Origin of the sequence: Pelolinea submarina (assembly GCF_003966975.1) — a bacterium.
In the GTDB taxonomy this organism is placed as follows: domain Bacteria; phylum Chloroflexota; class Anaerolineae; order Anaerolineales; family Anaerolineaceae; genus Pelolinea; species Pelolinea submarina.
Genome location: NZ_AP018437.1, coordinates 594,004 through 618,405, shown reverse-complemented (window position 1 = coordinate 618,405; position 24,402 = coordinate 594,004). Strand labels below are relative to the sequence as shown.

Annotated in this window: 23 protein-coding genes; 10 read left to right on the top strand and 13 right to left on the bottom strand. The window is 51.9% G+C overall.

Features of this window, described 5'->3' with window-relative positions:
* Nucleotides 1-27: 27 nt before the first annotated feature.
* Genes rsgA through Pelsub_RS02880 form a run of 3 tightly spaced genes read right to left on the bottom strand, consistent with a single transcriptional unit; the run spans nt 28 to nt 3,855 of the window.
* Nucleotides 28-942 carry a ribosome small subunit-dependent GTPase A gene (gene rsgA, locus Pelsub_RS02890; protein WP_116226243.1) on the bottom strand — a complete coding sequence of 305 codons (915 nt, stop codon included), beginning with the start codon at nt 940-942 and terminating at the stop codon, nt 28-30.
* Nucleotides 939-3,167, bottom strand: coding sequence for a penicillin-binding transpeptidase domain-containing protein (locus Pelsub_RS02885; protein WP_116226244.1), 2,229 nt, complete (start codon nt 3,165-3,167; stop codon nt 939-941). Before Pelsub_RS02885 ends, rsgA begins: the two co-directional genes overlap by 4 nt.
* A gap of 19 nt (nt 3,168-3,186) precedes the next feature.
* Entirely contained in the window at nt 3,187-3,855 is a 669-nt protein-coding gene (locus tag Pelsub_RS02880) for a Maf family protein (RefSeq protein ID WP_116226245.1), read from the bottom strand.
* A gap of 186 nt (nt 3,856-4,041) precedes the next feature.
* Here Pelsub_RS02880 and Pelsub_RS02875 point away from each other — a divergent pair, with 186 nt between their 5' ends.
* Nucleotides 4,042-5,088, top strand: a complete 1,047-nt coding sequence (locus tag Pelsub_RS02875) for a mechanosensitive ion channel family protein (protein WP_116226246.1) — start codon at nt 4,042-4,044, stop codon at nt 5,086-5,088.
* Nucleotides 5,089-5,159: 71 nt separating this feature from the next.
* Nucleotides 5,160-6,173: a GNAT family N-acetyltransferase gene (locus tag Pelsub_RS02870; protein ID WP_158674951.1), complete on the top strand. Its 1,014-nt coding sequence runs from the start codon at nt 5,160-5,162 to the stop codon at nt 6,171-6,173.
* A gap of 2 nt (nt 6,174-6,175) precedes the next feature.
* Here the strand turns inward: Pelsub_RS02870 and Pelsub_RS02865 are convergent, their stop codons facing one another.
* From Pelsub_RS02865 to Pelsub_RS02855, 3 genes are all read right to left on the bottom strand, one after another.
* Nucleotides 6,176-7,645: a M20/M25/M40 family metallo-hydrolase gene (locus tag Pelsub_RS02865; protein WP_116226248.1), complete on the bottom strand. Its 1,470-nt coding sequence runs from the start codon at nt 7,643-7,645 to the stop codon at nt 6,176-6,178.
* A gap of 605 nt (nt 7,646-8,250) precedes the next feature.
* The gene (locus tag Pelsub_RS02860) at nt 8,251-8,886 is read right to left on the bottom strand and encodes a DAK2 domain-containing protein (protein WP_116226249.1); all 636 of its coding nucleotides are present in this window, start codon (nt 8,884-8,886) and stop codon (nt 8,251-8,253) included.
* A 78-nt stretch (nt 8,887-8,964) separates the two neighbouring features.
* Nucleotides 8,965-9,714 carry a class I SAM-dependent methyltransferase gene (locus tag Pelsub_RS02855; protein ID WP_116226250.1) on the bottom strand — a complete coding sequence of 250 codons (750 nt, stop codon included), beginning with the start codon at nt 9,712-9,714 and terminating at the stop codon, nt 8,965-8,967.
* A gap of 44 nt (nt 9,715-9,758) precedes the next feature.
* Here Pelsub_RS02855 and Pelsub_RS02850 point away from each other — a divergent pair, with 44 nt between their 5' ends.
* Together Pelsub_RS02850 and Pelsub_RS02845 are read left to right on the top strand one after the other, a co-directional pair.
* Nucleotides 9,759-11,396, top strand: coding sequence for an elongator complex protein 3 (locus Pelsub_RS02850; RefSeq protein ID WP_116226251.1), 1,638 nt, complete (start codon nt 9,759-9,761; stop codon nt 11,394-11,396).
* Nucleotide 11,397: 1 nt separating this feature from the next.
* Nucleotides 11,398-12,162 carry an alpha/beta fold hydrolase gene (locus Pelsub_RS02845; RefSeq protein ID WP_116226252.1) on the top strand — a complete coding sequence of 255 codons (765 nt, stop codon included), beginning with the start codon at nt 11,398-11,400 and terminating at the stop codon, nt 12,160-12,162.
* Nucleotides 12,163-12,171: 9 nt separating this feature from the next.
* Here the strand turns inward: Pelsub_RS02845 and Pelsub_RS02840 are convergent, their stop codons facing one another.
* Complete coding sequence (locus tag Pelsub_RS02840) at nt 12,172-13,365, bottom strand: sigma-70 family RNA polymerase sigma factor (RefSeq protein WP_116226253.1); 1,194 nt, start codon at nt 13,363-13,365, stop codon at nt 12,172-12,174.
* An 11-nt stretch (nt 13,366-13,376) separates the two neighbouring features.
* The gene (locus Pelsub_RS02835; protein WP_116226254.1) at nt 13,377-13,925 is read right to left on the bottom strand and encodes a YceD family protein; all 549 of its coding nucleotides are present in this window, start codon (nt 13,923-13,925) and stop codon (nt 13,377-13,379) included.
* A gap of 97 nt (nt 13,926-14,022) precedes the next feature.
* Between Pelsub_RS02835 and rdgB the strand changes: the two genes are divergently transcribed.
* Entirely contained in the window at nt 14,023-14,622 is a 600-nt protein-coding gene (gene rdgB, locus Pelsub_RS02830; protein WP_116226255.1) for an RdgB/HAM1 family non-canonical purine NTP pyrophosphatase, read from the top strand.
* A 12-nt stretch (nt 14,623-14,634) separates the two neighbouring features.
* Here the strand turns inward: rdgB and Pelsub_RS02825 are convergent, their stop codons facing one another.
* Together Pelsub_RS02825 and Pelsub_RS02820 are read right to left on the bottom strand one after the other, a co-directional pair.
* Nucleotides 14,635-15,369 (bottom strand): YwaF family protein, encoded by a 735-nt coding sequence (locus tag Pelsub_RS02825; RefSeq protein WP_116226256.1) that lies wholly within the window; start codon nt 15,367-15,369, stop codon nt 14,635-14,637.
* Nucleotides 15,370-15,473: 104 nt separating this feature from the next.
* Nucleotides 15,474-16,811: an AAA family ATPase gene (locus Pelsub_RS02820; RefSeq protein ID WP_116226257.1), complete on the bottom strand. Its 1,338-nt coding sequence runs from the start codon at nt 16,809-16,811 to the stop codon at nt 15,474-15,476.
* Nucleotides 16,812-16,907: 96 nt separating this feature from the next.
* On the opposite strand from Pelsub_RS02820, the gene Pelsub_RS02815 reads away from it, so the two are divergent.
* The 3 genes from Pelsub_RS02815 (at nt 16,908) to Pelsub_RS02805 (ending at nt 18,344) form a co-directional block, all read left to right on the top strand.
* Nucleotides 16,908-17,204, top strand: coding sequence for a zinc-ribbon domain-containing protein (locus tag Pelsub_RS02815; RefSeq protein ID WP_116226258.1), 297 nt, complete (start codon nt 16,908-16,910; stop codon nt 17,202-17,204).
* The gene (locus Pelsub_RS02810; RefSeq protein ID WP_116226259.1) at nt 17,201-17,506 is read left to right on the top strand and encodes a zinc ribbon domain-containing protein; all 306 of its coding nucleotides are present in this window, start codon (nt 17,201-17,203) and stop codon (nt 17,504-17,506) included. Before Pelsub_RS02815 ends, Pelsub_RS02810 begins: the two co-directional genes overlap by 4 nt.
* Before the next feature lie 118 nt (nt 17,507-17,624).
* Nucleotides 17,625-18,344: a head GIN domain-containing protein gene (locus Pelsub_RS02805; RefSeq protein ID WP_116226260.1), complete on the top strand. Its 720-nt coding sequence runs from the start codon at nt 17,625-17,627 to the stop codon at nt 18,342-18,344.
* Between the two features lie 78 nt (nt 18,345-18,422).
* Here Pelsub_RS02805 and Pelsub_RS02800 read toward each other — a convergent pair whose 3' ends face one another.
* Nucleotides 18,423-19,358, bottom strand: coding sequence for a TolB family protein (locus tag Pelsub_RS02800; protein WP_116226261.1), 936 nt, complete (start codon nt 19,356-19,358; stop codon nt 18,423-18,425).
* A gap of 232 nt (nt 19,359-19,590) precedes the next feature.
* On the opposite strand from Pelsub_RS02800, the gene Pelsub_RS02795 reads away from it, so the two are divergent.
* Together Pelsub_RS02795 and Pelsub_RS02790 are read left to right on the top strand one after the other, a co-directional pair.
* Nucleotides 19,591-19,818: a hypothetical protein gene (locus Pelsub_RS02795; RefSeq protein ID WP_116226262.1), complete on the top strand. Its 228-nt coding sequence runs from the start codon at nt 19,591-19,593 to the stop codon at nt 19,816-19,818.
* Entirely contained in the window at nt 19,815-20,270 is a 456-nt protein-coding gene (locus Pelsub_RS02790; protein ID WP_116226263.1) for a YcgN family cysteine cluster protein, read from the top strand. Before Pelsub_RS02795 ends, Pelsub_RS02790 begins: the two co-directional genes overlap by 4 nt.
* A 344-nt stretch (nt 20,271-20,614) precedes the next feature.
* Here Pelsub_RS02790 and Pelsub_RS02785 read toward each other — a convergent pair whose 3' ends face one another.
* Both Pelsub_RS02785 and Pelsub_RS15890 read right to left on the bottom strand, forming a co-directional pair.
* On the bottom strand, nt 20,615-22,204 hold the full coding sequence (locus Pelsub_RS02785; protein ID WP_116226264.1) for an aldehyde dehydrogenase family protein: 1,590 nt from the start codon (nt 22,202-22,204) through the stop codon (nt 20,615-20,617).
* 302 nt (nt 22,205-22,506) lie between these two features.
* Complete coding sequence (locus tag Pelsub_RS15890) at nt 22,507-24,360, bottom strand: ABC transporter ATP-binding protein (RefSeq protein ID WP_408635080.1); 1,854 nt, start codon at nt 24,358-24,360, stop codon at nt 22,507-22,509.
* Nucleotides 24,361-24,402: the final 42 nt, after the last annotated feature.

The following is a 24,402-nucleotide window of genomic DNA, read 5'->3' as shown; positions in this document are numbered from 1 at the left end:
ATTATAAGCGAAAACTTTTCAGTTTCTTTATAAATCATCCCCCTGCCGCAAGCGAATATACGAATCATAACGTGCAGGATCTATCTTACCTTTTTGAACAGCTTCTTTAATTGCGCAGCCAGGTTCCATGATATGGCTACAATTGTTATATTGGCAATCTGCCACCAGATCGCGCATTTCCGGAAAATATCCGTCCAGTTCTTCCGGTTCCGTATCCCATAACGATAGAGAACGCAAACCAGGCATATCGGCCACGTAACCGCCATCCTTCAACGGGATCAGTTGGCGTACTACTGTTGTATGGCGGCCTTTTCCGGAAGAGGCTTTTAAACGACCAATTTGAGCACCCAAATCCGGTTGGACGCGGTTAAGCAGGCTGGATTTGCCCACTCCGGAAGGGCCGGAGAAAGCGCTGGTTCGACCAATCAGATATTCACGCAGCGGATCGATGTTTATTTTTTCGTGCGCGGAAGTCAACAGCAGCGGATATCCCAAATCTTCATAGACGGAGAAAAGGCGGTGCGCCTGTTCTTCCCCGATCAAATCCACTTTATTGGCGACAATGACCGGTGGAATTTTTTGTTTTTCCGCGATGACCAGAAAACGATCCAGCATTCTCATGCTGGGTTCCGGTTCCGCACAGGAAAACACAAAAAAGATCTGATCGATATTGGCGATCAGGATTTGTTTGTAATCACCGCGCGCGGACGGAGCTAAGCGGAAGAAGGCATTTTGGCGCGGGAGGATTTCTTCAATTACACCGCTCTCATCCGATAGGAGGGAAAACAGGACCCAATCGCCAATGGCAACCAGGTCCTCATTCGCTCTAAGCTGCTTAAATTTACCGCGCAGTTTGCAGGTAATTTCTTTTCCGCCAACATCAACCGTATAAAAACCGGCCTGTTGGCGGACAACCAACCCTTTGGACGGCGAAGCGTTCATCCGGCAGGCGCCGGGGTGGATTGTTGTTCGCCACCCTCGGTAGGTGTAAGCGTAAATTCTTCGGTGGGCGTCTTGGTCACGTTGAGCTTGACTTCCCAATCAAATAACTTCTTGGGTTCACCGTAGAAATAAGTTTCAATCATACGCCTGAAAATAGGAGCGGCAATTTCAGAGCCTTCGCCGGCATTCTCGGCAATTACAGTCACGGCAATATCGGGTAAATCTTCACGATTTTCATCCGTATATCCGGTGAACCAGGCATGCGAATCACCCATCGGGTTTTGCGCTGTTCCGGTTTTACCGTAAGTCGGAATTGCCAGGCCGGACAGCGCGTCGCGTGCCGTACCGATACGAGAACTGACCACACCGCGCATGGCGGTTTGGATTGCTTCCAATGTTTCCTGCGAAATCGGCAATGTTCCGGTAGCCTCGGGCGACAAGGTCGAAACATCCACACCCGCTGTAGTAGTAATGCGTTCGACCAACTGCGGGCGGTAAAGCGTACCGCCGTTGGCAATGGCGGCTGTATAGCGCACCACCTGTAATGGAGTAACCAGCATATCGCCCTGGCCGATGCCCTGTTGGACTGCGTCGCCATCCGTAGACGGATCAACAATTTGGCCGGTATCTTCAGCCACCTGATCAATGCCGGTGGCGCTGCCCAGGCCGAAACCGCGGGCCATATCCGATATATAAGTCGCGCCTTTCTGGCGGAAAAGATCCAAACCGATGTGATAGAACCAGGGATTACAGGAGCGGATTAGCCCCTGGGTCAGCGTCAAAGTTCCGCTGGCCGGCAAATCATGATCCACCGTCCAGTCTTTAAATTTCTCGCCCTGCAATTCCTCGAAATAGGAACCGCAGTAGTAAGTGGTATCAGGCGTATATAGATCGCTCTCCAGCGCAGCCGCCATGTCGATGATCTTGAAAACGGAACCCGCCGGGTAAGTACCCTGGGTGACACGGTTCAGCAAACGCTGGTCGCCGTCGTTGAGCAGGTCGTTCAACAAGGCACTGGAATTGGTATTGTTGGGATCAAACAGGTTGGTGTCCAGGCTGGGTGAGGAAGCCATGGCCAGAATACGGCCGGTATCCACTTCCATTACAACCACCGCGCCTTTGAAACCCATGATGGCGTTCTGAGCCTGGATCTGTAAATTCTTATCCAGCGTAGTGGTGATATTTTCAGCCAGACGGGAATCCGCCTGGTTTAATTTGGAAATAACCTGGTTATTTGAATCCACAACGTATAAGTTCGCAGCCGGTTTGCCGGCCAGAGCTTCTTCTGCGTATTTTTCCAGACCGGCCTGACCCACATATTCATCCCCCTGGTAGCCTTTTTCTTTGTAAGCTTCAACTTCATCCGTCGGAATGGAAAGAACATATCCAATCGCCTGGGGTGCGATGCCGCCATCGTAATAATAACGGGTCTGGTATTTGCTCATTTGCAGGCCGCCAAGGCTGACCAGCGTATCCCAATTAGCCTGTACATCCGTGTCCGAAGCCTCGCCCACCGCCACGTACCAATCGGTCAAGCGCAGGTCTTCATAAGAAGCCTGGATGGATTCCGGAGTTTTTCCGGTAAGTTCCGATAGGATGTTAAGAAGCTGGCCTTCTTTGCCTTCTTCAATCTGGTTGGGAATGATAGCCAAAGACCAGGCAGTGGTCTCATCCGCAATCGGTTCGCCGTTACGATCATAAATCGCTCCGCGATCGTTCGCCAAGACCTCTAATGACAGATGGCTGCCGCCGCCCAATTCCGGCATGATCAATCCGGAGTTCCAGTTTACCAGCCAACTATCGTTTTCCCAGGAGAAAGGCATATCCATTTCACGATCAAAGGAACCGAATAAAGAAGTGTTGTAAGTTACTTTAAATTTCGCAATGGCTGATTCCGGGTTCAGCGTTGTGGACAGCACTTCGGTGTCTACGGATTGCAGGGTGGCATTCGAAGCAGTCTCTTCATAATATGCTGTGAAATCTTCCAGACTGAATGATTTCTTTGCACTACTGGAGAGCATTTCATACATACTCTTATAATTTTTTGCCTGCCAGGCACTCAAAAAACTTTGCGCCAATCCGTCCACATCCGGCACTGTAGTCACTTGTGATTGCGGTGTGGGTAGTTCCTCGGGCGCTTTCTGGCCGCAGCTTGGCAGCAGCAGCGAAATGATCAATACGAAAAATAGGCTTTTCCGAATTTTCATTTGGCGTTTTTCCATCATATATTCCTTCTCACATCAATTATCCAATATTTTCGCCAATCATGACACGGCGAGTAATAGGGCATGCGTAATTTAATTTCTTCTGGCAAATAACTGCCAGATCAGCGGGCTGATAATCCGCCAGCCTGCGCAACGTACGTTCCAAATGGCACAGCGGCATGCCCATTACGCTGGCAAAACAACCCGCAAAATTAACCGCCGGGTGAAACTGTGCGTTTTGAATCGCGTACCCGCCGGCCTTATCCATCGGATCCCCGCTGCGGATGTAGGCTTCAATTTCCGCGTCGCTGTAATTCCGCATTCGGACGTTGGAAATGCAAGTCTCCTGCTGCACATCCGGCAGACCAACCTGGCGAACCGCAAGGGCCGTAATGACCTGGTGCGTGCGGTCTCCCAACGATTTTAACATCACAAAAGCGTCCTTTTCATCCACCGGTTTTCCTAAAATCGCATTTTCCAAAACCACAATGGTATCGGCTGCGATGACGATCTCGCCCGGTTGGGCGGTATCGATTTTCACCTGGCACTTTCCCAAGGCCAGACGTTTGACATGCTCCAACGGGTTTTCACCCCCTAGCGCAGACTCGTCAATATTGGCCGGCGCAGACTGGAACGACCAGCCAAGCCAGGATAACATTTCGCGCCGTCGAGGGGAATTGGATGCTAACCAAAATTTTGCAGTGGTCATAGCTGAATGATTTTAACACAGGCTAGCTTATTCGGCATCTACTGGAAATTAGATTTTTTTTACCTCGTATTTATACTGGTTTAATAAACCTATAGGCTGTTATAAAAACAGAAACAGATTTTCGTTGAATAAGCGAAATATTTGGATTTTGTATAATAAGTTCAATTATTACGATCAGGAGTGTGCATGCAATTCTTGTCGATTGTGTTTTGGGGAAACCCGCTGAGTGATTGGGCGAAAGCTTTGGGTACGACAGTTGGTCTTTACCTGGCAGTGAAAGTAATCAAGACCATTCTGATCAACCGGATGCGAGTAGCTGCCGAACATACCAGGAGCAGCGTAGACAACATCATCCTGGAAGTGGCCGTTCAAACGCAGGAATTGTTGATCATCCTGGCCGGTATCTACGCAGGCCTGCATTTTCTAACGATATCCGACAAAATCATCAGCATTATCGATAAGATCTTCTATATTGTTGTTGCCCTGCAGGTGGGTTATTGGCTGGGCGGGTTCATCAACCATCTGGTAATCTTCCGCGAGAAAAAGCAAGCCGGCAACAAGGAAGAGCAAACCGCCGTGCACGCTTTTGGATTGTTCGGGAAAATCCTGATCTGGACTATTGTCGCACTGGTAACCGTCCAGAATGTCTCCGGTATGAAGATGGACGCGCTGATCACCAGCCTGGGCGTGGGCGGCATCGCCGCCGGTCTGGCCGTACAAAACATTCTGAAAGATATCTTTGCCTCACTTTCCATTTTTCTGGACAAACCCTTCCTGGTTGGGGATTACATACAAGTGGGCGACATTGGCGGAACGATTGAAAACATCGGTTTGAAAAGCACACGCATCCGCACTCTGCAAGGGGAGGAAGTGATCTTTTCTAATTCCGATTTATTGGAAAGCCGCATTCATAATTACCGCAGCATGCAGCGGCGTATGGTTGACATCACTATCGGTGTCTCTCCCAATACACCTTACCAAACCTTGCAAAGCCTGCCTGCTCTCTTTAAGGAAATCATTGAAAAACAAGAAGATGTGACCTTTGACCGCGCCAACCTATCAAATTTGGGAAATTACACCGTCAACTTTGAGATCATGTATCACATCGAAAGCGCCGATTTTGATCTCTTTGTCCAACGCAGGGAAGCCATCTATCTGGAAATCATTCATCACTTGCAGGAAAAAAACGTAGATATGCCTTACCCGACCCAAACCGTTCTGCTGCAGCAGTAACTTTTTAATCCAAGATTCCGGCCTTTTTACCCCGCCCGGGGCGGTGGAGTATAATGCCAACACGAGTGAACATGGTAGAAATCAAAACCCATCAAAATTTTGAAGACATCCCCGAAAAAGAATGGGATGCTTTGTTAGAGAAGAACTGCAGCGATGTGCCCTTCCTTCGCTACGGCTATTTATCCAGCTGGTGGCAGTATAAGGGCGGCGGTGAATGGCCCGAAGCGGAGCTGCGGATTATCAGCGTGCGCAAGGACGGCCAGTTGATCGGCATTGCGCCGCTTTTCAGTACAGCCCACGAAGGCCGCAGGAAGCTGCTGCTGTTGGGCAGCATCGAGATATCCGATTACCTCGATTTCATCCACGACCCTAAATATTCCGGTGAATTCTTTGAGCTGCTCTTCGACTTCCTGGCCGGTGAGCCATTCAGCGATATCCACGACCTTCTGCTGTACAACGTACCCGAACATGCCCTGACGCGCGCCTACGTGGAAAAAGAAAGCCAAAAACACAATTGGACGGTGAAAACCGAACAGGCTTATCACACCCCCATCATCCATCTGGCAGAGGACTGGGACACCTACCTGGCGGGCATCGACAAAAAACAGCGCCACGAGATCCGGCGCAAGATGCGGCGCGCCGACGAAGATCCCCAGGAGATCCGCTGGTACATTGTGGAAGAACAGGAAAAACTGGATGAGGAGATCGACGCGTTTTTCGATCTGATGGTTTTGGATGACGAGAAAAAGACTTTTCTGACAGACACAATGCGCGAACAGATGCGCAGCATCATTCGCTGGGCATTTAATGAGAAAATCCTGCAATTATCTTTTATGACCATTGCAGGAAATAAGGCTGCTGCTTATCTTTGTTTCGATTTCCAGGATCGCATCTGGGTTTACAACTCCGGCTTTGACCCGCAGTATCGGGAGTTCTCTCCCGGCTGGGTCATGCTGGGATACCTGATCCAGCACGCGATTGAGACCGGCAAGAAATTTTTTGATTTCATGCGCGGCGATGAAGATTACAAATACCGCTTCGGCGCCGCGGACAGCCACGTCCTGAAAATCGAAATCAATAAATAACCCTAAAACTCTGCGTCACCCCAAACGCGCATGATGCGCATGTAGAAAACCACCATTTTGGTGAAAGATTTCTGCAGGATGCGCTCATTGATGCCGTGCATGCCCTGTAGTTCTCCCGAGGAGAGCATTACGGGCGAGAACTTGAAGATGTTTCCACAAATAGACTGGTAATGGCGCGAATCGGTGGCCGCTAAAAAGACAAAGGGCGCCACAGGTACGTTGTCGAACACCTGGCGCGTGACCAAATCCAGCGAGCGATAGGCCGGGGTATCCACCGGTGAGATCGCGGAAGATTCCCATCCACCGTTTTCTTCATCGATGCTGACCTTGACGCGCGGGTCGTCGATTACTTTGGTGACGTAAGCGATAACCGATTCAATGCTTTCGCCGGGCAGCGTGCGCAGGTTCACTTTAGCCGTCACGGAAGCCGGCAGCACGTTATCCTTGATACCCCCATTGATAATAGTGGCCGCATGAGTGGTGCGCAGCGAGGCGTTCAATTGCTGGGATCTGCTCAGGGAATTGATCAACGCACCCTTGAATAACCAGGCATTGGCGATCACGAAACGCTGGCCGAAAGGCAGTAAATGCGCCAGATTCAACAGAGTAGGCAGGAAGTATTCCAGGTGGGCGGGCATGGGATGATCGTCCAGCAAGGCAATGGCGCGCGCGATCACGCCGATGGCCGTTTGGCGCGGGGGCTGGGAGGAGTGACCGGGGGTGGCAAAAGCCTGCAATTTCAAGGTCAGATAACCTTTTTCGGAAATGCCTACCATGGCAAAGGGTTCGCTGACACCCGGCAGCACGTCAGTCGCGATAAATCCGCCTTCATCCAGCATGGCAGAGAGCTGCACACCCTGCGCCTTGAGATGCTCAACGATCTTCTTCGAACCCTCAAAGCCCATGACTTCTTCATCATGGCCAAAAGCCAGATAAATGGTGCGTTTGGGCGCGTATCCATCGCGCAGCAGCGCTTCCATGGATTCCAGCAAGCCGACCGCCTGGCCTTTCATGTCGATTGCGCCGCGCCCCCATACGTAACCTTCACGGATGGTGCCGCTGAAAGGCTCGACTTTCCATTCGGGCAGGGTGCTTTCGTCTACCGGTACTACGTCCATATGCGCGTTAAACAGAACCGGCGCCAGGCTGGTATCGCTGCCCGGCAAGCGGAACAACAAGCTGCATGTGTTGATGGTGGTCTTTTCCAGGCGGCTGGTAAGCAGCGGGTAGGCTTTTTCCATCCAGGCATGGATATCCTGGAACGGTTTGGGGTCTGCGTTGCCAATCCCTTCTTTCGAAATGCTCTTGATTTGAATCATCTCAGAGAGATGCTGGGATATTTCTTTAGTATCCACCAAAGGCATTTCAATTTTAGCTACCGGTTCGGATGCCTGCCCAAGTTGGGCGGTCCGGATCAGCATGAATGCAATCAGGACCAGAAGGACACCCACAACAATGTATACGATGGCCATTTTTCTTTGCTTCCTTCCTGAGAATGTCGGTTCGTTATTATAAACACTTAAAAAACAAAATGCGTGTAAAGGAACGCTTCACGCTCGACAGCACTCAGTTAACCCAACTTTAAACGAAAAGCATATTGAAAAGCGTTACCACGAAATATCAACCAACATTCCAGAATGGTTATATTCACCTATTGGATTTACCCCCTAACTTACCCTTGGATTCCCTTTCTATACATGTCATCGCGAGAAGCTTCCGTTCTTTGGAAGCGACGTGGCGATCTCAGCTCATTGCTTATATCGCCAAATTACTTCCTATTATTCTCCTCAGAGTCTTGCCTTCCTCCAGCAATTGAGATTGCTTCGTCACTACGTTCCTCGCAATGACAATAATCAAGATATTTAGTTTTAATTAGGTTGATCTCAGCTAAACGCTTTCTTCAATGTTATATTGATTTTCTTTGCAATAGTTCTAACCATCGACTGGTTTGAGGTCAACCTCTTATCTTCAACTCGAAGTGTATGTAGATTTACTTCTCCTTAGCTTCGCCCGGAAATGAATTTGGGATAAAAAAGACACCCGCGGGCGGCGGGTGTCTCAATCATTTCCAGAAAAGTTATTTGTTCAGCATACCCGACAGAGCATTGAGCAGCGTGGAGGCCACAATCTCGGAGGATTGCGAGCGGGCGGTTGAACCGCTGGCTACCTGGCTGGAGGACAGGATGGCACCTGTGATTGCTTCCAGGTCGCTCTTGCCGCTTTGCTTGGCACTCATGTAGTTCATACCAGCGCTCAACAAATCGCCCATATCCAAGCCGTCACCGGACTCACCGGAAGAAGAGCCGGTCAACTGGCCCAGCAGGGAGCCCAACATATCACTGGAAGCTGCGCCGGTGGATTTGGTTTCGGTGCTGGCGCCCAATACCGATTGCAGAATGCTGATAACACTGCCGGCATCCAGGTCCTTGCCGGTAACCTGCTTGGCCGCATTTTTCAGGCCATCCGCATATATCGTAGCAGATCCGCTGCTGGATTTTTCGCGCAGTAATTTAGCCGCGTATTCCAATTGATCGGCCGGATCGGCACTCTTCTTATCTTTCATCGCCTGAGTGATGACTTCAAAGATCTCGACCATATGGTCGCCGTGGTCATGATTATAAGTATCGGCTTCGTTCAACGAATCCTGGTTCTGAGCGACGGCTTTAGAAACCTGTTTAAACAAAGAAGCTAAATCGATATTCCCGCTTGCCATTTTATGTCTCCTGATTATTTATTTTTCAACTAATTCTACTTTACCATTTAATCCATTCCAAGATACAATTCGGATAGGTTATGTCCAAATTTGATATAACCCAAGGTTGCCTTCATGTCCATCCGAATAAAAAGAGTCTTTCACCTGAAAACCGGCCTGGTTGGCCAGATCGGACATTTCCTTTTCGGAAAAAATATGTACATAGCGCAGCGCTTCTCCGTTTTCCCCATCCTGCCGGCCGGCGCGCCAATCCATCAAAACATCCCCTTCTTCCACTTCGTGATGGGGAATACCCACCATTTCCCAGGGCTTGATGCGCGGCAGCAAGCGCGCGCTGTTTTGAAGCTGCCAGACCGAGATGAATACCTGACCGCCCGGCTCAAGCAATCCCCGCAAACTGCGGCACAGTTGTTGGCGTTTATCCTGGGCGGGAATATGATGGAGTACGGCAAACAGAGAAATTTGCAGCCAGTGTTTTTGTGGAAGTTCTCCCAACCAGGCAGTGCTATTCAAGTTCACCTGGCGAAATTCCAGCTGCAGTTCAGCCGGAACTGTATAGTTCGTCAATATTTTGCGGGCATCTTCCAGCAATTCCTGGCTAAAATCGCACCCCAGGTAGCAGCCAGTACGGCCCATTTCCAGACAAGCAAACGCCAGCGTGCCATTACCGCAGCCGATATCCAACCAATCCAGACTGCCTGTATTTTGATTGAGCAGACGAGCCACGCCGGGTTGGACACGATACCGAGTTGAAGAAAAGGAGTTGGCGAATGTTTGATAGAATTCTTGATTGATAAGAGCGATTTTTTCGATAACCCAATCTTTCATTAATATTAATTATAGCGTTATCGGCAGAACCCACAATAAAAATTATGGATAAAAAAAGCTGGCGCAATGCGCGCGATTATTCGGAAGAACAGTTACAAATAGCCGGTACCGTACTGGATGAAATTCAGAACGGGGCGCCGGTGATGAAATCCGTGCGCAGCCACCCGCTCAGCACCGGCGGGTACGTCGCCAAACACACGCTGGTGTATGTCTATCACCAACGCGTGAACAGCGGTGCGCAAAAAGAAAACCCCGACCTGCTGACCCGCATTCGCATGAAACCCATCCGCTCACTTTCCGGCGTTTCCACCGTGACCGTTTTGACAGAACCGCACGAATGCCCGGGAGAATGCCTGTTCTGCCCGGACGATCAGGATCTGCCGAAAAGTTACCTTAGGGAAGAACCGGGTGCAGCGCGCGCTTTTCAAAATGATTTCGACCCTTTTTTACAGGTCCAATCGCGCCTGGAATCCTACCAGGCCATCGGTCACCCCATCGACAAGATCGAGCTGCTCATCCTGGGCGGATCGTGGAGCGCATATGATGAATCCTATCGGGAATGGTTTGTCAAGCGCTGTTTGGACGCCATGAATGGCAGTGATTCAGACACGCTGGAGGAAGCGCAAATACGCAACCAGAGTACCGCCAGCCGCAATGTCGGTCTGGTGGTGGAAACCCGGCCGGACACCATCACCCCCCGCGAGCTGGCGCACATGCGCCGTTTGGGTGTGACCAAGGTCCAGATGGGCGCGCAAAGTTTTGACGATGCCATCCTCAAGCTCAACTGCCGCGGACACGGCGTGAAGGAGACACTGGATGCTTGCGCACTGCTGCGGGCAGCCGGCTTCAAGATCGTACTGCATTGGATGCCAAATTTGATGGGCGCCAGCCCGGATTCCGATCGGGAGGATTTCGGCAAGATGTGGAGCGGAGGTTTCTGCCCGGACGAAATCAAGATCTATCCCACCCAACTGCTGCGCGAAGCACCGCTTTTCCGCTACTGGCAGGAAGGTAAATACCAACCCTACACTACCCAGCAGCTAATCAACCTGTTGGCTGATATAAAGCCCTCCATTCCGATCTATACACGCGTCAATCGCGTGATCCGCGACATTCCGGCCAACTACATTCAAGCCGGCAGCTTGCGTTCCAGCCTGCGCCAGGATGTCAAGAAAGAGCTGGAACAGCGCGGCCAGCGCTGCCGCTGCATCCGCTGCCGCGAAATCCGTGGGAATACCGTGGAAGCCGATCAATTAATTTTGGATGATTTCGTCTATCATCCCGCCGACGCGGAAGAACATTTCATCAGCTACACCACGGCAGATGACCGTCTGGCCGGATACTTGCGGCTATCGCTGCCCAGCCGAGAACCGTCTTCCCGCGCCGAAATGCGGGCCGAGTTAAACCGGGAGATGCCGGAATTGCAAGCTGCCGGATTGATCCGCGAAGTCCATATTTATGGACAATCCCTGGAAGTCGGCAGCGAGAAAGCCGGCGCCGCCCAACACAGCGGCCTCGGCACTCATTTGCTGGAAGAAGCCGAACGCATCGCCGCATCCAGGGGATTTCAAAAGCTGGCGGTGATTGCCGCTATCGGTACCAGTCTGTATTACCAAAAACGCGGTTTCAGGAAAGAGCATCTATACATGACCAAACCCATCGCACAGCCCTCGGAAGGCTGAAATGCCCTACAGCAACAATCTGTTCTACCGCATCTATGATGAAGGCGACCAACTCAAAAATGCCCGGCCGCTGATTCTTCTGCACGGCAGCGGCGGCAGCCACATGGCCTGGCCGGTGGATATACGCCGTTCGCTCAAACGCCAAATCATCGCACTGGATCTGCCCGGCCACGGCAAATCCGCCGGAACAGCCTGCCAGCACCTGCCTGCACTGGTGCAGAGCCTGCGCCTTTTCCTTGACAGCCTGCACATTTACCAGGCCGACCTGGCCGGTCATTCACTGGGCGCTTTGTTGGCGCTAAATTTCGCACAAGCCTTCCCTAAAAGAGTCAATCGCTTATTCCTGGTGTCCTGCGGCAGCAATTTTAAGGTACCTGAAGAGCTCTTTGATAGTCTGCTGTGCCCAAATCGAAAAGGCCAGTTTATTGAAGACTTCGGTCAAATCGCTTTTAATCGAGACTTTCCACAAAGCCAACGCCGCAAGCTGCTGGAACCGCTCAACCAGGTGCGCACCAGTACGTTATTGGCGGATCTCAGCATTTGCGCGGAATACCACTTGAGAGGTGATTTTGGAAAGATCGCCTGCCCGGCCCAATTGGTTAACGGTACCAACGACCCGATCACAACGCCGGTATCCGCGCGAGAACTGGCACATAATTTACCGCAAGCAGCTCTGGATTTAATGTCCAAATGCGGCCATATGCTTTTATATGAAAAAACCGCGCTGATCAGCAAAATGATGCGCGGTTTCTTTAATGAAGAGTAAACCGGGAAGCTAAAGATATTCCCGCAGCTGCCGGGATCGCCGCGGTTGGCGCAGCCGGCGCAGTGCTTTGGTTTCAATCTGACGGATGCGTTCGCGCGTCAATCCGAATTTCTTACCCACTTCTTCCAGCGTATAATAGCGGCCGTTTTCAAGGCCGAACCGCAGCCGCAGGATGTGCGCCTCGCGGTACGGGAGGGTATCCAACACTTCTTCAATTTTTTCACTCAATAATTTCGAGTAAACGCTTTGGTTAGGCGTGGGTGTATCCTGATCCTCGATGAAATTGCCTAATTCGGATTCATCTTCATCCTCGTTAATCGGTGTTTCCAACGAAAGCGGCAGCCAGGAAACGCGGATCATCCACTCCAGTTTTTGTTTGGGAATTTCCAGCGATTCGGCCAACTCATCCACGCTGGGTTCGCGTCCCAGTTTTTGCTCCAGCTCGTGTGTGCGTTTGTACATGACACGGATGCGATCCACCATATGGACCGGCACGCGAATGGTGCGGCCCTGGTCGGCAATCGCCCTTGTGATTGTCTGCCGGATCCACCAGGTCGCGTAAGTGGAAAAGCGGAAACCTTTACGGTAATCGTACTTTTCAACAGCTTTCATCAACCCCAGGTTGCCTTCCTGGATCAAATCCAGAAATGGCACGCCGCGTCCGTTATAGCGTTTAGCGACACTAACCACCAGGCGGGTGTTGGCTTTGATCAGGTGTTCGCGGGCAGCCAACCCATCCTCAACCAGCGCCTCCAATTCAGCGCGCTGCGCTTCAGTGGAGTTGCCGTTCAATTTAATCAGTTTCTCCCTGGCTGCCTTGCCGGCTTCATAGCGCTGGGCCAGATCCACTTCCTGCTCCATGTTCAGCAAGGGCACACGGGACATTTCGCGCAAATACAGGCTGATAGTATCTTCGCTGGGTACACGCTCGAAACCCATCGACGGGTCCATATCCGTGTCCGCGTCGTTCATCAATTCACTGAGATCTTCAACACTCTCGCGGTTTTCTTCGGAAGCTAAAACATGCACCCCCTGGCTGTTCAAGTGAACAACCACTTCATCCAGACGTTCCTGTAGTCCCCCACTTTGCGGGATGATCTCTTCCAGATCATCCATGGTTAAATGACCCTGCAAATCAGCCCGTTCAAGCAGCATGTCCAGAAGGGTATCCTCATCATTATTGTCTGGGAAAGCTGCTTTCATCGCAATCCTTTCTACTCTGAAATTGGTGTGTTTTTTCCGGGATAGAAACTTCCCTCAACTGATTTCATCAATCGCGCCATGTTCGGCGCCGGCTTTTCATGTTCATGGCCACAGTCATGCAGGTTTCGATTCTCCCCGCAGATATCACATAAGCCCAGGCAATCCGGTTTGCAAACAGGGTTGATGGGCACTTCCAGTAAAAGGTAATCCCGAATGTAAGGTTCAAAATCAATATTGCCATCTTCCGGAATAATTAATTCGTCTTCGGAAAGTGGATGGTTTTCGTAAGTGAATATTTCTTCGAAGTGCGAGTCCAGCTTTAATTCAAATTCTTCCAGGCAGCGCCCGCATTCCATTGTGGTTAACGCAGTAAAGTCAGATTGGATACGCAGTCCGCTTTGGGTACGGCTCAGGTTTAGGTTTCCCTTCAAATCCCTTACCGAGAGGCTTTCATCGAAATCAAATTGGTCCAGTTCGATGGGAATATCGCGGTAAAATCCAATGGGTTGATTAATTAGGAAACCCACATTAATACGAAAAGTTCGGCTTGGCTTATTCACGATAATTCCACTAAAATTAGTATAATTTGACCGATTATAGCACGCGCGTTCTGACACGTCAAGTTTTATTAATATTATTCATAAAATTTAACATTCGATGACACAAAAATTATTAATTGCCACTACAAATATTGGGAAGCGGACAGAGATTTTCGATTTATTGAAATCGCTTCCGTTCGAACTGCTGACACCCGACGACATTTCGCTCGACATGGACGTTGAAGAGAATGGCACGACATACCTGGCAAACGCGCGCTTGAAAGCGCAGACGTTCTGCCGGGCCAGTCAACTGCCCACCCTGGCAGATGATGCCGGTTTGGAAGTAGCCGCACTGCATGGCCAGCCCGGATTGCGCTCACACCGTTTTACCGGAGACGTAAACGCCAGCGACAGCGATAGGCGCCGTTTTCTGTTGAGCAAGTTGGAAGGAAAGCCGCGTCCATGGAACGCCCGCTTCGTATGCGCGGTCGTGCTGGCGCTTCCCAACGGAAGGCGTTATTCCTGCGAAGATGTCTGTGAGGGAGAGATTATCCCCACTGAACGCGGCGATAACGGCTTTGGGTACGACCCCATCTTCTATTTCCCTCAGGAAGGCCAGACCATGGCCGAGTTATCGCTCTACGAGAAAAACCGTATCAGCCACCGCGCCAAAGCCATTCAGGGCATTCTACCCATCCTGAAAGATATTCGCGTCTAGCGAGCAGCTTTTTCAAGCTTCAACAGCCTGCGTTTTCGCACGCCAATCTTTAATAATAAAAGGCAGATACAACAGCAGGAACATCACCAGGCCAAGCGCTTCCATATAAATCAGGTACACCGGCCAATCCGGAAGTGCGTCCAATATGGTTGGACCAGGGGGTTTATGGGATACGTACAGATAGTTCGATCCGATCAGCCCATTAATCACAAACACCACACCCATAAACAAATTGGCAATCACCATCACGCGCAGCATAGATTTCCAGGTCGGGCGCATGCCCTCAACAGTGGTCATATAGATGGCGGAAGTGACCAGCAGCCCGTGCGAGATATAGGTCTGAAAGAAGCGAAAATGGGGAAAGCCGTAAATGCCGATGTTGGGTGTTAAAAGCGCTTGCAGCGCGCCGGCAATGCCCATGAAATAGACAAATTCGTAGATACGGTAATTCTTCTTGATCAACATAAAGCCTGACAGCCAGATCAGGATGGAACAGGCATGCAGCGGCAGGTTTTCCTGGATGCTCCAAACCCCGAAGACGATGCACCAGATATGCCATGATAGCTCGTTGACCCACAACACGATTGCCATGATCAGCCGCACTTTTTTGCGGACAGCCTCATCTTTATTACGATAACGCAGCAGAAAGAGATTCAATAACAGAATGGCGAGCAGCGCGCCGATGTGCGCCGCTCCGAAGAATTGGAAGGGTTCACCGGTGTAATCGAAACCGAAGAAAGCTTGCATGGCATACCTCGTTAATCAGGATATGGTTAACAACCCGCAATACCAAAAAACGTTTTACATATAGCCCTGATTATCCTACAGACAAGGCCGGATTGGCAAGATAATTATTTCCCGTTCGGATTGTTCGAAGGTTTCTTAAGGTTTTCCAAACGCCGGTTGATCTCGCCTTCCCGCCCTTCATTCGAAGGTTGGTAGAAGTGCTTGCCCTGCACCGCGTCCGGCAGGTACTGCTGTCCAACGTAATGCCCAGGGAAATTATGCGGGTATTGGTAGCCTTTGCCATGCCCGAAGCCTTTGGCATCGCGGTTGGCGTCCATCAGGTGAGTGGGCACCGGCTGGGCGCCTTCCTGTTCGATCAGCTTGACGGCTTCGAAATAGCCCAGCGCGGAGTTGGACTTGGGCGCTGTGGCCAGATAGAGTGTGGCCTCGACGATCGGGAATATCCCTTCCGGCAATCCCACGTATTCGTAGGCGCTGGCCGCCGCGGAAGCCACCTGCAGCGCTTGCGGGTCGGCCAGGCCGATGTCCTCGCCCGCCAGGATCAACAGTCGGCGCAGGATGAAGCGCGGGTCTTCACCCGCAGTGATCATCTTCGCCAGCCAATACAGCGCCGCGTCCGGGTCGGAGCCGCGCACGGATTTGATAAAAGCGGAAATAGTATCGTAATGCTCATCCATATTCTTGTCGTAATGGATGGCACGCTGCTGGATCGAATCCTGCGCGGTTTGCACGTCAATATGAATGACGCCGGACGCGTCCGGTTTGGTGGATTCCACCGCCAGCTCAACCGCATTCAACAGGCTGCGCGCGTCGCCGTTGGCCATGCGCAGCAAATGTTCCTTTGCTTGCGGGTCAACCTGGATTTTTCGCGTCCCGTAACCGCGTTCTTTGTCGCTCAGGGCACGCTCAAACAGCTCACCCAAATCCGTTTCTGCGAGGGGCTTGAGCATAAAGATCCGCGAACGCGAAACCAGCGCGGGGATGACGTCAAAATAAGGGTTTTGGGTGGTGGCACCGATCAGGATGATCAGGCCATTCTCGATGTTCGGCAATAACGCATCCTGCTGGGCGCGGTTCCAGCGATGCACTTCGTCCACAAACAAGATGGTGCGCTTCTGGTAGAGACGGCGCCGTTCGCGCGCCTCATCAATCACCTCACGCAGCTCGCTCTTGCCGGCCATGACCGCCGAGATGGTAGAGAAATGCGATTGGCTGTAATTGGCAATCAACCGCGCCAGGGTAGTCTTGCCAGATCCGGGAGGACCGCACAGGATGATGGAGGAAAACAAGCGGTCGGCTTCGATTGCCCGCCGCAGCAATCGGCCTTCACCGATGATGTCTTCCTGTCCGACAAAATCGTCCAACCGCTGCGGCCGCATGCGCGCAGCCAGGGGTGCTTCGCGCTGCAAAGATTCCTGCATGGCATGGTCAAACAAATCCATCTTACCCTCAACTTTCTCTACTGCAATTCAATATTAGAACGCTTGTCCAATTATATCAGCAAGCCGAGCTTCTCCCGATAGGATAAAATTAACCACATGGATACCAGTATCTCTCCCGTCATGCGCATCGTCGCGATTATTTTTCTGATCCTCACCCCGTTGGCAGTGGTGATTCTGCAGCGGCTGGAGGATATCCGCGAAATCAACCGGAGGCGCAAAAACGGCGAGTTGGATCTTTCGTTAGAAGGATTCTTTCCACGCAATGAGAAATCCATACAACCCAAACCTGGTGAAGCAGTCTGCCCCCAATGTCACGCCGGCAACCCGGCCGACCATCAATTCTGCGGGTATTGCGGGGCGCCGCTGAATCCTGAAAACGAGGAAAACAAATGAGAATTATCGGTGGAATTATATTGTTGCCATTGTTTTGTCTGGCCGTCATCATCCTGACCGGCATTCTGATCTGGATCATCGTCAAACGCGGCAGCCATACCGTCCAGGATTACCTGGAGAGCCAGGAAAGCACCCCGCGGGAAACGGATAGTTCAAACGCCAACAACCGCTGGGCGCGCGGCGAGCTGCTGAGCGAGAGCACCGGCACGCCTTCCGCCAAACCGGTTACTGTCTGCCCTGCCTGCGGCGCGGACAATCCCGAAGGCGAAAGCAAGTGCCAATCCTGCGGCCAACCTTTATAGGATAGCCAGCCGGCCCCACATTTCATCTTAATTTTTCCATACAGCAAACCCTTTTCGTACGGTTTGCGTATGTATAGACAGAAACACGGTTTTAATTCCAATAGTAAGAGGTGATTTTATGAAGAAGATTCCGATATTAAGCGCAGTGATGGTGCTGTTGCTGCCTTTGGTACTGCTGGCCGGCTGCAGCGATGCCAGCATACAAACTCAGGACGTAGACGTCAGCGATTTCAACCAGCTCCAGATCAACACTTTTGGTGAATTTATCATCGAACAGGGCGATCAGGAGTCATTGAGCATTGAAGCTCCGCGCGATTACCTGCGCTACGTCACCACCAGCGTGGATAACGGCGCGCTGGTAATCGGTATGCGGCGCGGCTTTCTGGGCGCGCCCATCCAGCACGTGACGTACACCCTGACAGTCAAGGACCTAAACGAAATTTCCATCTCCGGTGCCGCCGCCGTCAAGGTGTTCAAACTGGACACGGAACAAATGGACGTTAATTTGACCGGCGCAGGCAGCGTTGAAATGGATCAATTGATTGCCCGCGACCTCAACGTCAACCTGACCTCGGCTGGCGCGATTGTAATTGCAGGCGCGGTGGACGAGCAAAAAATAACCATCAGCGGTGTAGGCAGTTATGAGGCCGGCGATTTGCGCAGCAACACCACTTCAATTCTGTTAACCGGCGCAGGCAGCGCTGTGGTGTGGGCCGAACAGGACCTGAGCGTGAATGTAACCGGGGTTGGATCGGTATCTTATTTTGGTGATAACCCCCAGGTCAGCCAGAACGTGAGCGGACTGGGCTCCATCAATAGTAAAGGCAAGCATCCCTAGACTTCTTCATGAAACAATTAAGACGCCGCGCAAAATTGAACTGCGCGGCGTCTTTTTATTAAGCATTATTTATTTGGCTTATTTCACCCAGGATAAACCGGAATATTTGGAATAGCCGCTGGTGACCAGGTAAGATTTGCCGCTGTCGACCTCGTAAGCGTTGATCTGGCTGCTGCCGTCGCCGTCGCTGACGTAAGCAATGTATTTTCCGTCCGGCGACCAGGTTGGTGAATGCACGGTCATGCCCGAATCGGTTAAGGCGGTTTCTTCGCCGCTGGCCAAATCCAACAGGTAGAGCTGGAAATGCTGGCCGCGTTTGGAGATAAAGGCGATCTGGCTGCCATCCGGCGACCAGGCCGGCGCGGCGTCGTAATCTTCATTTTCGGTCAACTGCTGAACATCACTGCCGTCGGCATTCATGCTGTAGAGCTCGAAATCGCCATCGCGGTTGGAAACAAACACCAATTGGCTGCCGTCCGGCGACCAGTTGGCCTGGGTTTCCTCGGAATCCTCCTGGGTCAGGCGGGTGACGTTTTCTCCGTTCAAGTCCATGGTGAGGATGTCGTAATCGCCGCTTGCCTCGGACTGGTAGGCGATCAGGGTGCCATTCGGCGAAAGGCGCGGTTCGGTCTCATCCGCGCTGGAAGTGGTCAAGCGCTCGCCGTCCCCATCCGGCAGCATCGTTTTATAAATATCATAGCTGTCGTTGCGATTGGAAGAAAATACCATCATGCTGGAATCCCCGGCAAAATCCGGGGCAATATCCGACAAACCGCTCTCAGTCAACTGATACTCTTTGCCTGTCTCCATATTGATGAAGAAAATATCATAAGGAATTTTGGCGGATGTCTGCGCCGCGAAAGCCAGTTTGCCGCTGCTGCCTTTAAGCGGTTCTACCACCTGAGCACTTGACTGTGTTTGTTCGTCTGTATTGGCAGAGCACGCGGCCAGTGTTCCAGCCAGCGCCAAACCGAGCCATAGTCGGGCAAGTTGGGAGGAAGTTTTTTTAGTCATGGGATCTCCGGTATTATTCCTGAAACATGTTTATTGCTACAGTATTAATAACACATTTTAGGGAAAGATATCAGCATCCGATGGACTATTAATACATCGTAATAAACATCACAGTAAGAGACTGGATGAACAATTTATCTTTCGAGATACCCATTAATAAACCGGGCGTTTGCCGAAAAATACATTATGATTAAGGAGCTATTTTTTCTTCACAACTGAATTGGAGGCAGAGATGGCGATTGAAATACTGAATGGCAGTCTAAAAGTGGAAGTTTTTTTTGACCCCACCGACAGGGAATTTGAAGATAATGTTTGCGTGTGTTTAAAAGAATTCGGTCCGGATGAAGAAAAGATCCTGTATGCGGACGAAACCAATATCTTCCTGACAGCAGAAGAGGCGCGTAAGTTATCCGATCTATTACGTGAAGCGGCGGATAAGAGCAGCCACGCATCCCGATGAGCCAGACCAAACCTTTTTGGCAAACCAAAAAGCTGAGCGAGATGACCCTGGAAGAATGGGAATCATTGTGCGACGGCTGCGGGATTTGCTGCCTGTATAAGCTAGAAGACGAGGAAACCGGCGAGATCTACATGACCAACGTGGCCTGCCGCTTTCTCGATCCCAAAAAATGCGTGTGCGTGTTGTATGACGAACGCCGCAGCGCCATGCCCTCCTGCATTAAACTCACCCCTTCCAAAGTAGAACGCCTTAAATGGCTTCCTGAGACTTGCGCTTACCGTCTGGTACTGCAGGGCAAACCGCTGCCGGATTGGCATCCGCTGGTGAGCGGCGACCGCGAGGGTGTGCATAATGCCGGTGTGTCGGTCAAGGGCAGGGTGATCTCCGAGGTGGATGTCGACATGGACAAATTGGAAGACTACGTGATCGAGGAACCTGAGGACATATCTTAATTTTTGACCACAGATAAACACGGATAAAGAACTTAATATTTTATAGTTGATGAACACAGATAGATGATCGGCGTGTTTCCGCCTGTACTCAGTTTTTCTGAGTAAACGCGCCAATTGCTTTTAACCACAGATAAACACAGTTTCAATTCATTCTCCCTCGTGGGAGATCGCGCCTGTCCTGAGCTTGTCGAAGGGAAGCATTCCCTCGGGGAAGAAGGCAAGGATGAGGGGGTATGCCGTAAGCCGAGATCCTTCCTCGCGCCCAAAACCGGTGCTCGTCAGGATGACACTTGATGGTTGTAAAACAAAAATCGGGCGGGTGCAGCACCCGCCCGAAGGATTGCTTACGCTTTTTGGATGAGCGTTTGGATCTGCTCGTGCATATAAAGCTGCACGTAGTACAGGCCGCCGGCATTCTTGCCGCTCGAGCCGGAACCCTTCCAACCGCCAAAGGGTTGGAATCCCGGCCAGGCACCGGTGGTGGCGCCCTGCGGGCGGTTGACGTAATTCACACCGGCCTGGATGTTATCAAAGAACCACTTGGCTTCGTCCAGCGATCCGTAGAAACCGGAGGTGAGGCCGTAGGCCACATCATTGGCGTAACCCATGGCTTCTTCCAGGCTGTCCACCTGGGTAACCGTGGTGATGGGCAGGAACATTTCTTTTTTCCATAGATGGTGATCCAGAGGCAAGTCCACCGCAATGGTGGGCGCGCAGAAGTAACCTTTGGCCATGTCGCCATCGGTGAGGATCTTGCCGCCGGTCAGGAAACGCGCGCCGGCCTGGTTCATTTCATCAATATATTCCTGGTATTCCTTGTAGGAATTCTTGTTCACCACCGGGCCCAGATAATTCTCGCGCAAGGTCGGGTCGCCGATGCCCAGTTTTTTGGTCATCTCAACCATGCGGCTGAGCACCTGCTGGTAAATCGGTTTTTCGATGAAGACGCGCGAGCAAGCCGAGCACTTCTGGCCCTGCAGGCCGAAAGCCGAGCGCACAATGCCCACCGCGGCTTCTTCGATGTCGGCATTGCGGCTGACGATGGTGGGGTTCTTGCCGCCCATCTCCAGGACAGTCGGGCGTACGTAAGGCCCCTGCGCGAAACTGCGGAAGATGTGCATACCCACCGCGTAGGAGCCGGTGAAGGTGATGCCGTCCACGTCCGGGTTGTCGATCAGCGCCTGGCCCAGCGTGCTGCCGGGGCCGGTCACATAGTTGCACACACCATCCGGCAGACCCGCGTCGCGGAAGCATTCCGCCAACAGGCGTGAAGTCCAGGGCGTGTCGGAGGCCGGTTTGATGACCACTGTGTTGCCGGCTGCCAGCGCCGCGCCGGCAGGGCCGCCCGTCAGGGCGGAGGGGAAATTGAAGGGGCTGACGATCAACCAAACCCCGTAAGGTTTCAATACGGAATAATTGGTGGCTTTAAAACCCTGCAGCGGATCATGGCCCATTTCGTGAATGAAACCGTTATTGGCCGTGATTTGGTCGCAAGCGTAGCGGATCAGGTCGGAGGTTTCAGCGGCATCGCCCAGCGCCTCGGTGCGGTTCTTGCCTACTTCCAATGAGATGACCGCGCCGATCTTAAAGATGCGTTCGTCGATCAAATCAGCGGCTTTGCGCAGCAGCGCCACGCGCTCCTGCCAGGGGCGCGCGCCCCAGGCCGGGAAAGCCCGCCGGGCAGCCGCGATCGCGTCCGCCGCGGTTTGCGTATCGCCATTTTGGAATTTTCCCAAGACCCAATCGGTGTTGATCGGGCTGCGGTCTTCGAACGTGGAACCAGCTTTGCATTCCCGACCGTCAATGATCATGCCATGTTCCTGACCCATCTCCGTCTTGATCTGCGCCAGAGCAGCTTCAAAGTGCTGGTGCAGCTCTTCAGGTGGGTTGAACATGGTGGCATAGGTTAGCTTAAAAGATTTTTCAGATGCCATAAAAACTACCTCCTTGTTATTCATGCTTAAAGCAGATTTAGTATATCCGAGCGGTTGGCGAACGTCAAAAGAGGAATGACGTAAAATCTACTGTTATTCCTCGCACTTGCCGGGGTTTATTCGCACAGGAATGTGCAGAGTTGGATGGCAATATCCCCACGCAAGAATGCGTGGGCTACAAGGAGCAAGACAAAAAGTTGCCCGGAGCTCTCCACGCTTCACTCTGGGCAGGCGCTCAGCCAAAAGAAAACCGCCTATCCTCTCTCGAAAATAGGCGGTTTGTTTTACCAAATTCCGTTGGTCTAGGTCAGTTCAAACTGGCCGGTGCACAGACGATAATAACGGCCCTTCTGCTGCAGCAAGTCGGCATGGTCGCCGCGCTCGATGATCTCGCCATGCTCCAGGACGATGATGGCGTTGGCATTGCGGACGGTGGAAAGACGGTGCGCGATCACGAAGACCGTGCGGCCTTTCATCAGCGCGTCCATGCCCTTTTCGATCAGGCGCTCGGTGCGCGTGTCGATCGAGCTGGTGGCCTCATCCAAGATTAATACCGGCGGATCGGCCACAGCCGCGCGCGCAATAGCCAGCAGCTGGCGCTGCCCCTGCGACAGGTTGGTACCATCGGAAGTAATCATGGTGTCGTAACCCTGCGGCAGACGCTTGATAAAGGAATGCGCGCTGGCTTGTTTGGCAGCCTGGATGCAATCCTCATCGCTGGCATCCAGCCGGCCATAGCGGAGGTTATCCATGACCGTTCCGGTAAAGAGGTGCGTATCCTGCAGCACCATACCCAGCGACTTGCGCAAGTCATCTTTACGGATGCTCTTGACGTTGATGCCGTCGAAAGTGATGGTGCCCTCTTCGATATCGTAGAAGCGGTTGATCAGATTGGTGATGGTGGTCTTGCCCGCGCCGGTGGACCCTACGAAGGCGATCTTCTGGCCGGGCTTGGCATACAACGACACATGATTGAGCACAGTCGTGCCGGGTTCGTAACTGAAGGTGACGTCGTTGAAACGCACATCGCCTTTTAGTTCGACGTAATCTACCGTTCCATCCGCCATGGGCACTTTCCAGGCCCAATGGGTGGGATGGATGCCGTTGTGAGCCACTTCCACAAAACCATCGGTGTTCTTGTTGGCGCCCACCAAAGTGACACTGCCTTCATCCACTTCAACAGGCTGGTCCATGACCTCAAACACACGTTCCGCGCCGGCCAGGGCCGCCAGGATGGTGTTCATCTGGTTGGAGATTTGCTGCACGGGCATACCCATCTGTCGCACATATTGGAGGAAAGACGCCAGCGAACCGATATCGAAGCTGCCCATAACGGTCAGCAAACCGCCCACCAGTGCCACCGCTGCGTAGGAGATGTTGTTCAGGTTCATCACCACCGGCATAATGACGGAGGAGTAGAAGTTGGCCTGCGTGGCCGCTTCGCGATAATCCTCGTTGCGTTTTTGGAATTCGCGGTTGGCCTTATCTTCGTAATTGAAGACTTTGACCACTTTCAGACCGTCGACCATTTCTTCAACGTAACCGTTCAGGTTGCCGAGGTTCCTTTGCTGGTCTTTAAAATATTTTCCGCTGCGGCTGGTGAAGAAACGCGCAAAGAAGAACATCAGGGCTAAAAGGATCGCCGCCACCAGGAACAGGATGGGGCTGAGCACAATCATCATCACGATCGAACCAACAAAAGTCAGCGCGCTGGAGAACAATTGCACCAGGCTTTGTTCGAAGGCCATCTGAACATTATCGATATCGTTGGTAAAGCGGCTCATTAATTCGCCGTGTGTATGCGTATCAAAATACTTCAGCGGTAATATCTGCAATTTGGCGAACAGTTTCCTGCGCATGGTATTGGTCATGCGCTGGGCAATTTGCAGCATCAAGCGGCTCTGCCCATAGGTGGCGCCAACACTTACCAAGTAGATGCAGGCTAAAATCACCAATGCCCTGGCCAAACCGTTGAAATCTCCCGGAATAATGTAGTTATTGATGAGAGGTTTCAGGAAATAGTTTGCAGCCAGTGATCCTGCGGTGCTAATCAGCATCAATATCACCACCAATACCAACTGGAATTTTTTAGCTGCCAGGTACTCTACCAACCGCATCAAGGTGCTGCGGGTATTTTTCGGTTTTTCAAAGTGCATTTGCGCACCGGGTCCATGGCGCGGCCCCGATTCTACCTGAGG

Excerpts from the sequence above, each read along its gene's own strand:
- Pelsub_RS02805 (WP_116226260.1), top strand. The coding sequence starts at position 17,625 with ATGAAGAAGATTCCGATATTAAGCGCAGTGATGGTGCTGTTGCTGCCT.
- Pelsub_RS02785 (WP_116226264.1), bottom strand. The coding sequence starts at position 22,204 with ATGGCATCTGAAAAATCTTTTAAGCTAACCTATGCCACCATGTTCAAC.
- Pelsub_RS02795 (WP_116226262.1), top strand. The coding sequence starts at position 19,591 with ATGGCGATTGAAATACTGAATGGCAGTCTAAAAGTGGAAGTTTTTTTT.
- Pelsub_RS02875 (WP_116226246.1), top strand. The coding sequence starts at position 4,042 with ATGCAATTCTTGTCGATTGTGTTTTGGGGAAACCCGCTGAGTGATTGG.
- Pelsub_RS02855 (WP_116226250.1), bottom strand. The coding sequence starts at position 9,714 with ATGAAAGATTGGGTTATCGAAAAAATCGCTCTTATCAATCAAGAATTC.
- Pelsub_RS02845 (WP_116226252.1), top strand. The coding sequence starts at position 11,398 with ATGCCCTACAGCAACAATCTGTTCTACCGCATCTATGATGAAGGCGAC.
- rdgB (WP_116226255.1), top strand. The coding sequence starts at position 14,023 with ATGACACAAAAATTATTAATTGCCACTACAAATATTGGGAAGCGGACA.
- Pelsub_RS02810 (WP_116226259.1), top strand. The coding sequence starts at position 17,201 with ATGAGAATTATCGGTGGAATTATATTGTTGCCATTGTTTTGTCTGGCC.
- Pelsub_RS02820 (WP_116226257.1), bottom strand. The coding sequence starts at position 16,811 with ATGGATTTGTTTGACCATGCCATGCAGGAATCTTTGCAGCGCGAAGCA.
- Pelsub_RS02870 (WP_158674951.1), top strand. The coding sequence starts at position 5,160 with ATGGTAGAAATCAAAACCCATCAAAATTTTGAAGACATCCCCGAAAAA.
- Pelsub_RS02850 (WP_116226251.1), top strand. The coding sequence starts at position 9,759 with ATGGATAAAAAAAGCTGGCGCAATGCGCGCGATTATTCGGAAGAACAG.
- Pelsub_RS02840 (WP_116226253.1), bottom strand. The coding sequence starts at position 13,365 with ATGAAAGCAGCTTTCCCAGACAATAATGATGAGGATACCCTTCTGGAC.
- Pelsub_RS02800 (WP_116226261.1), bottom strand. The coding sequence starts at position 19,358 with ATGACTAAAAAAACTTCCTCCCAACTTGCCCGACTATGGCTCGGTTTG.
- Pelsub_RS15890 (WP_408635080.1), bottom strand. The coding sequence starts at position 24,360 with ATGCACTTTGAAAAACCGAAAAATACCCGCAGCACCTTGATGCGGTTG.
- rsgA (WP_116226243.1), bottom strand. The coding sequence starts at position 942 with ATGAACGCTTCGCCGTCCAAAGGGTTGGTTGTCCGCCAACAGGCCGGT.
- Pelsub_RS02860 (WP_116226249.1), bottom strand. The coding sequence starts at position 8,886 with ATGGCAAGCGGGAATATCGATTTAGCTTCTTTGTTTAAACAGGTTTCT.
- Pelsub_RS02815 (WP_116226258.1), top strand. The coding sequence starts at position 16,908 with ATGGATACCAGTATCTCTCCCGTCATGCGCATCGTCGCGATTATTTTT.
- Pelsub_RS02885 (WP_116226244.1), bottom strand. The coding sequence starts at position 3,167 with ATGATGGAAAAACGCCAAATGAAAATTCGGAAAAGCCTATTTTTCGTA.
- Pelsub_RS02825 (WP_116226256.1), bottom strand. The coding sequence starts at position 15,369 with ATGCAAGCTTTCTTCGGTTTCGATTACACCGGTGAACCCTTCCAATTC.
- Pelsub_RS02880 (WP_116226245.1), bottom strand. The coding sequence starts at position 3,855 with ATGACCACTGCAAAATTTTGGTTAGCATCCAATTCCCCTCGACGGCGC.
- Pelsub_RS02790 (WP_116226263.1), top strand. The coding sequence starts at position 19,815 with ATGAGCCAGACCAAACCTTTTTGGCAAACCAAAAAGCTGAGCGAGATG.
- Pelsub_RS02865 (WP_116226248.1), bottom strand. The coding sequence starts at position 7,645 with ATGGCCATCGTATACATTGTTGTGGGTGTCCTTCTGGTCCTGATTGCA.